This window comes from Pseudomonas sp. AU11447 (genome assembly GCF_001672555.2).
Classification (GTDB): domain Bacteria; phylum Pseudomonadota; class Gammaproteobacteria; order Pseudomonadales; family Pseudomonadaceae; genus Pseudomonas; species Pseudomonas nitroreducens.
Genome location: NZ_LZDG02000017.1, coordinates 67,596 through 80,006 on the forward strand (window position 1 = coordinate 67,596; position 12,411 = coordinate 80,006).

A 12,411-nucleotide genomic window follows, 5' to 3' on the forward strand; every position below is an offset into this window, starting at 1 on the left:
GCGACCATCATTCGCGCCCGAATTCCGCACCACGTGATGAGACGGCGATGAACTACCCGATCGAAGGGCTCAATCATTCCTACCTGGGCAGCGGCGTCTACGCGCTGTTGCGCGAGGCGCTGATCACCGGCCGCTTCAAGCCGGACGATCGCCTGCGCATCCGTGACCTGGCCCAGCAGCTGGGTACCAGCGTTACCCCGGTGCGTGACGCCATCCTGCAGCTGGCCAAGGAACAGGCGCTGGTGCTGAAGACGCCGCGGGACATCCGCGTGCCGCTGCTCACCCTCGAGCAGTACCTGGAGATCCGTAGCATCCGCGTGGCGCTCGAAGGTCTCGCCGCCGAGACCGCCGCCGCGCGCGCCAGCGATGAGCAGCTGGACGAGCTGGAAGCCAACATCCGCGAGAATCTCGACGCGATCCACGCGGATGACCTGGTGCTGGCGCTCAAGCTCAACCAGGCCTTCCACTTCGCCCTCGCCGACATCGCCGGCATGCCGCTGCTACGCGCCTTCCTCGATAGCCTGTGGATGCGCACCGGCCCGCTGATCGCCCAGGCCTACGCCGACTTCAACGAGCGCATGGCCATCGAACACCACTGGGACGTCCTGCGTGCCCTGCGCGAACGCAACGGCACCGCCGCCCGCGAGGCGATCCACGCCGACCTGCTGGACGGCAGCGAGAAGATGCTGGAGTTCATCGCCCAGACCGAAGCGCCGGAGCAGGAAGCGGGCTGACTGGCTTTTTCTGTAGGGCCGAGCTTGCTTGCCCCTACAGCTTCAGGACTTCGTCCAGTCTTCCAGGCGCAGCCCTGGAACTCGCTCGAATTCGCGCAGATTGTTGGTGACCACGATCAGTCCGAGTGAGCGGGCATGCCCTGCGATCATCTGATCGTAGGGGCCGATGGGCTTCCCGACCTTCGCCAATTCGGCACGCAGCTGACCGGTATGTGCGGCGGCATTGGTGTCGTAGGGAAGGACTTCCAGCCGTGCCGCGAATCCTTCCACTACTGCCAGATTTGCTTCGGGAGCTGAAGATTTTTCTGCACCGTAGATCAGTTCCATCAATGTGATCGAGCTGATGCAGAGCTGGCCGTAATGGCGATTGAAAGCCTCGCGTACAGCTTCGGGTTTGTTCTTGATGGTGAAGATGCAGATGTTGGTATCTAGCAAGTACTTCAGCATCAGAAACCCTCGCGCTCCTGATCGGCGGTTTGTTCGCGCTCGCTCATGAAATCGGCGGTCACGTCGTCGCCGTCGAACCAGCTGTCCCAGGATTCTCCAGCGGGGCTGATGATGCGAGTGCGCCCCACGGCGACCACGTCGACACGTTTCACTTCTTCCGGCAGTGCCACCGCTTTGGGGAGGCGGATGGCCTGACTGCGGTTGCTCTGAAAAACGGAGCCTTGTTCCATGACGGACCTCCCTTCGGATGGCTGATATTGGCCATGCTAGTTTTTCGATGGGATATGTCAATGGGATATACGTGAAAACCCCCAGTGAAAGAGGCGGTCTGGCTGTAGGACCGAAGGGGACGCCCAGTCCTTGCTCGCGAACAGTCTCACCGATCAGTTCGGCGGCGTGCGGTTCGCGAGCAAGCTCGCTCCTACGAAGGTCAAAAGCTCAGACCGCGCCATCCTTGCGCATCGCCGCGATGGCGGCTGCGTCGTAGCCCAGTCCGGCAAGCACTTCGTCGGTATGCTCGCCCAATTTCGGGCCGATCCACTCTGCGCTGCCGGGGGTGTCGGAGAGCTTAGGGACGATACCGGGCATGCGGAAGGATTTGCCGTCCGGCAGCTTGGCGGAGAGGAACATCTCCCGCGCCAGGAATTGCGGGTCGCTGAACATGTCTTCGGCGGAGAAGATGCGGCTGGCCGGCACCTCCGCTTCGTTCAGCACCTTGAGTACGGTATCCAGCGATTCGGAGCGCGCCCAGCGATCGATGATGCCGTAGAGCTCATCGCGGCGGGCATCGCGGCCGTCGTTGCTGGCGAGCGTCGGATCTTCGGCGAGATCCAGGCGGCCGATGGCGGTCATGAAGCGGCGGAAGATGGCGTCGCCGTTGGCGGCGATCTGCACGTGCTTGCCGTCGGCCGTGGTGTGCACGGAGGAGGGCGTGATGCCGGGCATGATGTTGCCGGTGCGCTCGCGGATGAAGCCGAACACGTCGAACTCCGGGACCATGGATTCCATCATGGCGAACACCGCTTCGTAGAGGGCCACGTCCACCACCTGGCCGGCGCCGCCATTCACTTCTCGGTGGCGCAGGGCCATGAGCGCGCCGATGACGCCCCACAGCGCGGCGATGGAGTCGCCGATGGAGATGCCGGTGCGCACCGGCGGGCGGTCCTCGAAGCCGGTGATGTAGCGCAGCCCGCCCATGGACTCGCCCACCGCGCCGAAGCCCGGCTGGTCCTTGTAGGGGCCGCTCTGGCCGAAGCCGGACAGGCGCACCATCACCAGCTTCGGGTTCAGCGCGTGGATCACCTCCCAGCCCAGGCCGAGCTTCTCCAGCACGCCGGGGCGGAAGTTCTCGATCAGGATGTCGGCCTCGGCGAGTAGCTTCTTCAGCACCTCGCGGCCGGCCTCGTGCTTGAGGTTCAGGGTCAGTGAACGCTTGTTGCGCGCCTGCACGAACCACCACAGCGAGGTGCCCTCGTAGAGCTTGCGCCATTTGCGCAACGGGTCGCCGCCATCGGGCGACTCGACCTTGATCACCTCGGCGCCGAATTCCGCGCACAGGCGCGAGGCGAAGGGGCCGGCGATCAGGGTGCCGAGTTCGATGACCTTGAGGCCGGCGAGGGGTTTGGCTGTGCTGTTCATCGGAGAGTCCGAGCAAGGAGAGTGGCGGGACTCTAACCCGTGTGCGCGGCTTCGAACAGGCCGCCGGGCAGGCGCCCGGTATCAGCGCTTTGCGCCGGCCTTGAGCGCGCGTAGAGTAGCGACATTCAGAAGTTTCTTACTCCAGCTCGCCCGGTTTCGGGCAGGTATACCGAGATGCGTGCGTCTTCTTCCACACAGCCCGAGGGTCTGGCGGCATTCTCTGGAGAATGCGTGCAGCCGGGTGGCGAGGGGGCTGCATGACGTTGAACCTGCCGACGCTGGTTGTCGTCGACCTCTACGTGCTGACCCTGGTCGGCGTGCTGATGGCCTTTGCCTGGCACAGTGGCCGCCGCGACTCCACCCTGGGCTACATGAGTGCCGCGCTGCTGCTGGGCGCCCTCGGGACTTTCCTCGCGACCCTGCGCGGGATGGGGTTCGACTGGGTGGCGATCCTGCTGGGCAATGTCGTCCTGCACCTGTGTTCGGCGATGACCTGGACCTCCATGCGTGTCTTCGCCGGCCGCAAGCCGCACTGGCCGCTGATCGGTGCTGGAGCGGCGTTCTGGGCAGCGCTCTGCCTGGTTCCGGCGTTCTACGAATCCCTCGCGGTGCGCATCGCCGTCAGCACGGGCATCACGGTCATCTATTGCGTGGCTGCCATCAGCGAGCTGTGGCGGGGCCGCCGGAAACTGGAAGTGGAGTTGCGCCCGACGTTGGCGCTACTGCTGTTTCATACCCTCGTTTATGCGGTGCGCCTGGTGGTTGACCGCGGCATGCCGTTCGAGAGCGTGGCCAACAACGGCCAGGGCTCCACATTCTTCACCTTCCTGGTCTTCGAGACCATGCTGTTCGCCATCGGCATTGCCTTCGCCACCCTGGCGATGGTCAAGGAGCGTGCCGAGTTGCAGTTCCGCAGTGCTGCCCTGAGCGATCCGCTGACCGGCGTCGGCAATCGTCGCGCCTTCATGGAGACCGGCGAGCGCCTGCTGCGCCTTTGCGCCGAGCGGGGCGAACAGGCTTCGTTGCTGCTCTGCGACCTGGACAACTTCAAACGCCTCAACGACTCCTTCGGCCATCCCGCCGGCGACCGTGTGCTGGTGGAGTTCAGCCGCATCACCGCCTCGCGGATGCGCAAGCACGACCAGTTCGCCCGCATCGGCGGGGAAGAGTTCGCTTGCCTGCTGGTGGGAGCCGATACCGAGGGTGCGTGCCAGGTGGCGGAGCGCGTGCGCCGTGAGTTCGCCGAGTTGCCGTTCATGGCCGAGGGCCAGCTCAGCGTGAGCATCGGCATCGCTACCAGCCGCGAGGCCGGCCACGACCTGTTGCGCCTGCTGTCGCTGGCCGACCAGGCGCTCTACGCCGCCAAGGCCAAGGGCCGCAACCGCATTGAACTGGCAGCGCCGGAGCCTGGAACCGACCGACGTCCGCGCACTTGACCCACGGTGCCGGTGCTTTCGCGGTAGACTTGCCGCCTTCGAAAATTCGCCGGGAACACCCATGGCCCTGTCCGCCACGCCCTACAAAGCCGATATCAGCCTGACCGACCTCGACCGTGGGGTCTACGAGACCCTGCGCTTCACCGTCGCCCGCCACCCCTCGGAAACCGAGGAGCGCCTGGCGGTGCGCCTGCTGGCCTACGTCATCTGGTACAACGAGCAGCTGGCCTTTGGCCGTGGCCTGTCGGACGTGGAAGAGCCCTCGCTCTGGGAAAAGAGCCTGGACGACCGCGTGCTGCACTGGATCGAAGTTGGCCAGCCGGATGCCGATCGCCTGACCTGGTGCTCGCGCCGCTGCGAGAAGCTGACCCTGGTCGCCTACGGCAACCTGCGCGTGTGGACCACCAAGGTGCTCGACAGCGTCCGCCACCTGAAGACTCTCAATGTCGTCGCCATGCCCCAGGAAGCGCTGGAAGAAATCTCCCGCGACCTGCCGCGCTCGATCAACTGGACCGTGATGATCAGCGAAGGAACCATCTTCGTCACCGACGAGCGCGGCCAGCACGAGCTGCAAGTCGAATGGCTGATGGGCGAGCGTTAAGCGCCAGCTTTACCCGCTGTAACCAGGGCGCCGGGATCGGCGCCTGAATGAATCGACTGGAACACCCATGCGCATCGAATCCCGTCCCCTCCCGCAAACCCTGCCCAACCTGGGCGACCTGCCGCCACTGCTGACCCGCCTCTACGCCGCCCGTGGCGTGCAGAGTGCGGAGGAGCTGGACAAGGGCCTGGCGCGGCTGATCCCGTACCAGCAGCTCAAGGGTGTGGACGCGGCGGTGGAACTGCTGGTCGACGCGTTGGAAAAGGGCCAGCGGATTCTCTACGTCGGCGACTTCGACGCCGATGGCGCCACCGCCAGCAGCGTCGGTGTGCTGGCGCTGCGCATGCTCGGCGCGGCCTGGGTCGATTACCTGGTACCCAACCGCTTCGAATATGGCTACGGCCTGACCCCTGAAATCGTCGCCGTGGCGCTGGAGAAGCGCCCGGAACTGCTGGTGACCGTGGACAACGGCATTTCCAGCATCGACGGCGTCGCCGCCGCCAAGGCCGCCGGCCTGCGCGTGCTGGTCACCGACCACCACCTGCCGGGGCCGGAGCTGCCCGCCGCCGACGCCATCGTCAACCCGAACCAGCCCGGCTGCGACTTCCCCAGCAAGGCCGTGGCCGGTGTCGGTGTGATCTTCTACGTGATGCTCGCCCTGCGTGCCCGCCTGCGTGAACTCGGCTGGTTCGCTGCACGCGGCATCGCCGAGCCGAACCTCGCTGAATTGCTCGACCTGGTGTCCCTGGGCAGCGTCGCCGACGTGGTACCGCTGGACGCCAACAACCGCATCCTGGTCCATCAGGGCCTCGCGCGTATCCGTGCTGGCCGTGCACGTCCGGGGCTGCGTGCGCTGCTGGAAGTGGCCGGTCGCGATTGCCGGCGGATCACCTCCACGGACCTCGGCTTCATCCTCGGCCCGCGGCTGAACGCTGCCGGGCGCCTGGACGACATGTCCCTCGGCATCGAGCTGCTGCTCTGCGAAGACGAAGGCGTCGCCCGCGACATGGCGGTGCAGCTCGACCAGCTCAACCAGGACCGTAAGGCCATCGAGCAGGGCATGCAGCGCGAGGCGCTGGCCCAGCTCAAGGAACTGCCGGTGGAAGAGATGCCCTTCGGCCTGTGCCTGTTCGACCCGGAATGGCACCAGGGAGTGATCGGCATCCTCGCCTCGCGCCTGAAGGAGCGTTACCACCGTCCGACCATCGCCTTCGCCGATGCTGGCGATGGCACGCTCAAGGGCTCGGCGCGTTCGGTGCCGGGCTTCCATATCCGCGATGCGCTGGACGCCGTGGCTGCGCGCCATTCGGGCTTGATCAGCAAGTTCGGTGGCCACGCCATGGCCGCCGGCCTGTCGCTGCCGCAGGAAAACTTCGGCGCCTTCGCCGCTGCCTTCGACGCCGAAGTGCGCCGTCAGCTGGATGAAGAAGACCTCACCGGGCGCCTGCTCTCCGACGGCCAGCTGGGCGCCGAGGAGTTCCACCTGGAACTGGCCCGCGCGCTGCGCCAGGCCGGACCCTGGGGCCAGCATTTCCCCGAGCCGCTGTTCCACGGCATCTTCCAGATCGTCCAGCAGCGCGTGGTCGGCGAGCGACACCTGAAGCTGGTGCTCAAGACCGAGTGCGGATCGCTGCAGTTGGACGCCATCGCCTTCAACATTGACCGCGAAATCTGGCCCAACCCCACCGTGCGCTGGGCGGAAGTGGCCTACAAGCTCGACGTCAACGAGTTCCGTGGCAACGAGACGGTGCAACTGATGGTGGCGCATATCGCGCCGCGCTGAGTCTGTCGGCTCTTACAGAACGTAGGGCGAATAACCTGGAACAGGTTATCCGCCGCCCCCCCTCGTGGCGGATAACGCTGGCGCGTTATGCGCCCTACCAAAGCGGCTCAACGGTTGGCCGTGGTTCGGCTTCGCGGCTGTGGCGCGTAGGCGGCAGGCGCAGCGGCGGGTAGACTGGCGGCTAGCCCGCCTTCCGCTGACTCAGGAGCTGCCGTGTCCCAAGATCATTCCTCCCTGGCCGCGTTCGCGCTGGAAACTCCGGCGCCCCTGTATGCGCGGGTCAAGGAAATCATCCTGCAGCAGATCCGCAATGGCGTCTGGAAGCCCAATTCCAAGCTGCCTTCGGAGAGCGAGCTGTTCGCCCTCTTGGGCGTGAGCCGGATGACCATCAACCGCGCGTTGCGCGAGCTGACCATCGAAGGCGTGCTGGTGCGCCTGCAGGGCGTGGGGACCTTCGTTGCCGAGCAGAAGGGCCATGCGGCGCTTTTCGAGATCCACAACATCGCCGAGGAGATCGCCGCACGCGGGCATGAGCACCGCTGCGAAGTCGTGCTGCTGGAGCCGCTGGCCGAGGGTATGACCCTGGCGATGCCGTTCGAGCTGGAAAACGTCCAGCGCATCTTCCACTCCATCGTCGTGCACTACGAGAACGAAGTACCGGTGCAGCTGGAGGAACGCTTCGTCAACGCCGAGGTGGCGCCGGAGTACCTGCAGCAGGACTTCACCCGTATCACCCCCTACGCCTACCTGATCCAGCTGGCGCCGCTGACTGAGGGTGAGCATGTGGTCGAGGCGATCAACGCCGAAGCGGCCGACTGCAAGCTGCTGCGCATCAAGCGTGGCGACGCCTGCCTGCTGATCCGCCGCCGCACCTGGTCGGCGAAGGGGCAGGTGGGTGCTGCGCGACTGGTCTATCCGGGGTCGCGCTATCGCCTCGAAGGTCGTTTCGGGCAGTAATCAGCTGTCATCCCGAGGGGGCGGAAAATCCGCCCCGCTGTCTCCTGTGGTGCACTGTTTTGTTACCACTGTGCACCGCGCTGTTACTTTTTCTCCTTCCTTTCTCGCCGCCTTCTCTCGCTGCTGCCCGTGGCGAGGGGCGCCGCCCGCCTGTGCATAAGATTTCTATCCATTTGAAATAAAACGACATTGTCGTCATGTGATTGAGCTCCCTGGGCATCGCCAGGCTATTTGGCCCTCGCTTTGCATTAGCTTGTATATACAGGTTGATATAAGGTTTTACACATATCAGGTGATACCAGATGAGTACGGCAATGCCCGTTGCCCTCTATTCACCCGTTTCTGCTACGCCGGACTGCCTTCCAGCGTGGCGCCACCCCTGCATCGAGGAAGTCCAGATGAGCTCCACCGGCCGTTACCGTGATACCGAAATCCGTGCCCCGCGCGGCACCCAACTGAACGCCAAGAGCTGGCTGACCGAAGCGCCGCTGCGCATGCTGATGAACAACCTCGACCCGGAAGTCGCCGAGAAYCCCAAGGAGYTGGTGGTGTACGGCGGCATCGGTCGCGCCGCGCGCAACTGGGAGTGCTACGACAAGATCGTCGCCACCCTCAAGGAGCTGAATGAAGACGAGACCCTGCTGGTGCAGTCCGGCAAGCCGGTCGGCGTCTTCAAGACCCACGCCAACGCCCCGCGCGTGCTGATCGCCAACTCCAACCTGGTGCCGCACTGGGCCAACTGGGAGCACTTCAACGAACTCGAYGCCAAGGGCCTGGCCATGTACGGCCAGATGACCGCSGGCTCGTGGATCTACATCGGCAGCCAGGGCATCGTCCAGGGCACCTACGAAACCTTCGTCGAAGCCGGCCGCCAGCATTACGACGGCAACCTGAAAGGCAAGTGGGTCCTCACCGCCGGTCTCGGCGGCATGGGCGGTGCCCAGCCGYTGGCCGCGACCCTGGCCGGCGCCTGCTCGCTGAACATCGAATGCCAGCAGAGCCGCATCGACTTCCGCCTCGCCAGCCGCTAYGTCGACGAGCAGGCCAAGGACCTCGATGACGCCCTGGCGCGYATCGCCCAGTACACCGCCGAAGGCAAGGCCATCTCCATCGCCCTGCTGGGCAAYGCCGCGGAAATCCTCCCGGAGCTGATCAAGCGCGGCGTGCGCCCGGAYATGGTSACCGACCAGACCTCCGCCCACGACCCGCTCAACGGCTACCTGCCSGCCGGCTGGACCTGGGAGCAGTACCGCGACCGCGCGCAGACCGACCCGGCCGCCGTGGTCAAGGCCGCCAAGCAATCCATGGCCGTGCACGTCAAAGCCATGCTGGAGTTCCAGAAGCAGGGCGTGCCGACCTTCGACTACGGCAACAACATCCGCCAGATGGCCAAGGAAGAGGGCGTCACCAACGCCTTCGACTTCCCCGGTTTCGTCCCGGCCTACATCCGCCCGCTGTTCTGYCGYGGCRTCGGYCCGTTCCGCTGGGCCGCRCTGTCCGGYGACGCCGAGGACATCTACAAGACCGACGCCAAGGTCAAGGAACTGATCGCCGACGACGCCCACCTGCACAACTGGCTGGACATGGCGCGYGAGCGCATCAGCTTCCAGGGCCTGCCGGCGCGCATCTGCTGGGTCGGCCTGGGCCAGCGCGCCAAGCTYGGCCTGGCRTTCAACGAAATGGTCCGCAGCGGCGAGCTGAAGGCGCCGATCGTGATCGGCCGCGACCACCTCGACTCCGGYTCGGTGKCMAGCCCCAACCGCGAGACCGAAGCCATGCGCGACGGCTCCGACGCCGTGTCCGACTGGCCGCTGCTCAACGCCCTGCTGAACACCGCCAGCGGCGCCACCTGGGTCTCGCTGCACCACGGYGGCGGCGTGGGCATGGGCTTCTCCCAGCAYTCGGGSATGGTGATCGTCTGCGACGGCACCGACGAAGCTGCCGAGCGAATCGCCCGCGTACTGACCAACGACCCAGGCACCGGCGTGATGCGCCATGCCGATGCGGGTTACCAGATCGCCATCGACTGCGCCAAGGAGCAGGGCCTGAACCTGCCGATGATCACCGGCAAGTAAGGCGCAGCCGGGCCAGCGCGTTGGGCGCATAACCTGGAACAGGTTATCCGCCGTTGTGCCGGCGGATAACGCTGGCGCGTTATGCGCCCTACGGCGGCCAGGCAGCCGTGAGTGATGCAACAAGGACCAGGGAGAGGGCCGCCGCACGGCGTGGTGCGGCGGCTCGGTCCGTCAAGCAATGCAGTACATCGACAAGACAAGAATCCCTTCGGGAGAACAATAACGATGTCCCAGGCCAGTGATAGCTCCAAACCCCTGATCGAGGTGCGCTCGATCGACTACATCCCCGAGGCCGAGCGCCACGGCAAGCTCTACAGCCAGTTCACCCTGTGGCTGGGCGCCAACCTGCAGATCACCGCCATTGTCACCGGCGCCCTGGCCGTGGTGCTGGGCGGCGATGTGTTCTGGTCGCTGATCGGCCTGCTCATCGGCCAACTGCTGGGCGGCGGCGTAATGGCGCTGCATGCCGCGCAAGGGCCCAAGCTCGGCCTGCCGCAGATGATCTCCAGCCGCGTGCAGTTCGGCGTCTACGGCGCGGCCATCCCGATCGTGCTGGTGTGCCTGATGTACCTGGGCTTCACCGCTACCGGCACGGTGCTTTCCGGCCAGGCGCTGGGTCAGCTGTTCGGCGTCAGCGACAGCGTCGGCATCCTGATCTTCGCCAGCGTCATCGTGCTGGTCACCGTGCTCGGCTACCGCGTCATCCATGTCATCGGCCGCATCGCCAGCGTCATCGGCGTGATCGCCTTCGTCTACCTGTTCAGCCGCCTGATGAGCCAGACCGACGTCGGCGCGCTGCTGGAAATCCGCCATTTCAGCTGGAGCAGCTTCCTGCTCGCGGTGTCGCTGGCCGCTTCCTGGCAGATCGCCTTCGGGCCGTATGTCGCGGACTACTCGCGCTACCTGCCGAGCAAGACGTCCTCGGTGAAAACCTTCCTCGCCGTGGGCGCCGGCTCGGTGATCGGCGCCCAGGTGGCGATGATCTTCGGCGTGTTCGCCGCGGCCATGGCCAACGGGCAGTTCGCCGGCCGCGAAGTGGCGTACATCGTCGGTCTCAGCGGCAGTGGCGCTGTCGCCGCACTGCTGTACTTCACCATCGCCTTCGGCAAGATCACCATCTCGACGCTCAACTCCTACGGCAGCTTCATGTGCATCGCCACCGTGATCAGCGGCTTCCGTGGCCACCTGGAAGTGACTCGCCTGCAACGACTGGTCTTCGTGCTGGTCATCGTCGGCGCCGCGACCCTGATCGCACTGCTCGGCCAGCATTCGTTCCTCGGCGCGTTCAAGTCCTTCATCCTCTTCCTGCTGGCGTTCTTCACCCCGTGGAGCGCGGTCAACCTGGTGGACTACTACTGCATCACCCGCGAGCACTACGACGTGCCGGCGCTTTCCGATCCGGATGGCCGCTACGGCCGCTGGAATGTTCCCGGCATCAGCGTCTATGTGATCGGCGTCCTGGTGCAATTGCCGTTCATTTCCACCAAGTTCTACACCGGCCCGCTGGTGGATGCCCTCGGCGGCGTGGATATCTCCTGGATCATCGGCCTGGTGGTCCCTGCGGTTCTCTATTACCTGGTCGCCCGGCGCGTCACGCGGGCAGTACCGGACCGGCTGATCCTGCCGGCCCGCACCTGAACAGACCGGCCCGGCCGCGCAGCCACAAGCCCGCGCGGCTCTTGCACTGCCCAACCTCATTCACGTTTAGGAGCATCAGATGAACAACACCAAGAAGACGCTGCTGGGCCTGTTCCTGTCCGCCGGTCTGCTGGGCGGCACCCAGGCATCGGCCCAGGCCGCCGGCTGGTGCGAGAGTGGCAAGCCGGTGAAATTCGCCGGGCTGAACTGGGAGAGCGGCATGCTGCTCACCGACCTCATGCAGATCATCCTGAAGAACGGCTACGGCTGCGAAACCGACAGCCTGCCGGGCAACTCCATCACCATGGAGCAGGCGCTGGCGAACAACGACATCCAGATTTTCAGCGAGGAATGGATTGGCCGCAGTGACGCCTGGAACAAGGCTGCCGCTGCGAACAAGGTGGTCGGCGTGGGCGCGCCCATCGTCGGTGCCACCGAAGGCTGGTACGTGCCGCGCTTCGTGATCGAAGGCGACAAGGCGCGCAACATCGAAGCCAAGGCGCCGAACCTGAAGGCTGTCACCGACCTCGCCCAGTACGCCGAGGTCTTCCGCGATCAGGAAGAGCCGGGCAAGGGCCGCTTCTACAACTGCCCGGCCGGCTGGACCTGCGAGCTGGAAAACTCCGAGATGCTCAAGAAGTACGGCCTCGAGGACAAGTTCACCAACTTCCGCCCCGGCACCGGCCCGGCCCTGGATGCCGCCGTATTGTCGAGCTACAAGCGCAAGGAGCCTATTCTCTTCTACTACTGGTCGCCGACGCCGCTGATGGGCCAGGCCGACCTGGTGAAGCTGGATGAGCCGGGCGTGAACAAGGACGTGAAGATCCAGGTCGGCCTGTCCAAGGCCTTCCACGACCAGGCGCCGGAACTGGTGGCCGTGCTGGAGAAGGTCAACCTGCCCATCGACCTGCTGAACCAGAACCTGGCGAAGATGGCCAAGGAGAAACTGACCTCCGAGCAACTGGCCAAGGCCTTCCTCAAGGAACACCCGGAGGTGTGGACCACCTGGGTCAGCGAGGACGCTGCGAAGAAGGTCCAGGCCGCGCTCTGATGCCGCCGATTCCGGGGATGCCCAGCGTCCCCGGTGATGCCCCACTCCTGA

At 65.2% G+C, this 12,411-nt stretch carries 11 protein-coding genes; 8 read left to right on the forward strand and 3 right to left on the reverse strand.

Translation table 11 applies throughout. The annotated features are described in order from the left end of the window. The first annotated feature begins 47 nt into the window (after window positions 1-47). Window positions 48-734, forward strand: coding sequence for a GntR family transcriptional regulator (locus A6723_RS01005; protein WP_054908807.1), 687 nt, complete (start codon window positions 48-50; stop codon window positions 732-734). Between the two features lie 42 nt (window positions 735-776). Here the strand turns inward: A6723_RS01005 and vapC are convergent, their stop codons facing one another. From vapC to A6723_RS01020, 3 genes are all read right to left on the reverse strand, one after another. Continuing rightward, window positions 777-1,181: a tRNA(fMet)-specific endonuclease VapC gene (vapC, locus tag A6723_RS01010; RefSeq protein ID WP_054908806.1), complete on the reverse strand. Its 405-nt coding sequence runs from the start codon at window positions 1,179-1,181 to the stop codon at window positions 777-779. Next, window positions 1,181-1,411, reverse strand: coding sequence for a type II toxin-antitoxin system VapB family antitoxin (gene vapB / locus A6723_RS01015; protein WP_054908805.1), 231 nt, complete (start codon window positions 1,409-1,411; stop codon window positions 1,181-1,183). Before vapB ends, vapC begins: the two co-directional genes overlap by 1 nt. A 208-nt stretch (window positions 1,412-1,619) precedes the next feature. After that, the gene (locus A6723_RS01020) at window positions 1,620-2,819 is read right to left on the reverse strand and encodes a CaiB/BaiF CoA-transferase family protein (RefSeq protein ID WP_054908804.1); all 1,200 of its coding nucleotides are present in this window, start codon (window positions 2,817-2,819) and stop codon (window positions 1,620-1,622) included. 257 nt (window positions 2,820-3,076) lie between these two features. Between A6723_RS01020 and A6723_RS01025 the strand changes: the two genes are divergently transcribed. From A6723_RS01025 to A6723_RS01055, 7 genes are all read left to right on the forward strand, one after another. After that, window positions 3,077-4,255: a diguanylate cyclase gene (locus A6723_RS01025; protein ID WP_054908803.1), complete on the forward strand. Its 1,179-nt coding sequence runs from the start codon at window positions 3,077-3,079 to the stop codon at window positions 4,253-4,255. Window positions 4,256-4,316: 61 nt separating this feature from the next. Continuing rightward, on the forward strand, window positions 4,317-4,856 hold the full coding sequence (locus A6723_RS01030; RefSeq protein WP_054908802.1) for a YaeQ family protein: 540 nt from the start codon (window positions 4,317-4,319) through the stop codon (window positions 4,854-4,856). A 67-nt stretch (window positions 4,857-4,923) separates the two neighbouring features. Then, complete coding sequence (gene recJ / locus A6723_RS01035; protein ID WP_054908801.1) at window positions 4,924-6,639, forward strand: single-stranded-DNA-specific exonuclease RecJ; 1,716 nt, start codon at window positions 4,924-4,926, stop codon at window positions 6,637-6,639. 213 nt (window positions 6,640-6,852) lie between these two features. Beyond that, the gene (gene hutC, locus A6723_RS01040) at window positions 6,853-7,596 is read left to right on the forward strand and encodes a histidine utilization repressor (protein WP_054908800.1); all 744 of its coding nucleotides are present in this window, start codon (window positions 6,853-6,855) and stop codon (window positions 7,594-7,596) included. Window positions 7,597-7,994: 398 nt separating this feature from the next. Further along, window positions 7,995-9,671, forward strand: coding sequence for a urocanate hydratase (gene hutU / locus A6723_RS01045; RefSeq protein WP_064979537.1), 1,677 nt, complete (start codon window positions 7,995-7,997; stop codon window positions 9,669-9,671). Between the two features lie 225 nt (window positions 9,672-9,896). Next, window positions 9,897-11,309 (forward strand): cytosine permease, encoded by a 1,413-nt coding sequence (locus tag A6723_RS01050; protein WP_054910862.1) that lies wholly within the window; start codon window positions 9,897-9,899, stop codon window positions 11,307-11,309. Window positions 11,310-11,388: 79 nt separating this feature from the next. Further along, window positions 11,389-12,360, forward strand: a complete 972-nt coding sequence (locus A6723_RS01055) for an ABC transporter substrate-binding protein (RefSeq protein WP_054910861.1) — start codon at window positions 11,389-11,391, stop codon at window positions 12,358-12,360. Window positions 12,361-12,411 lie beyond the last annotated feature (51 nt).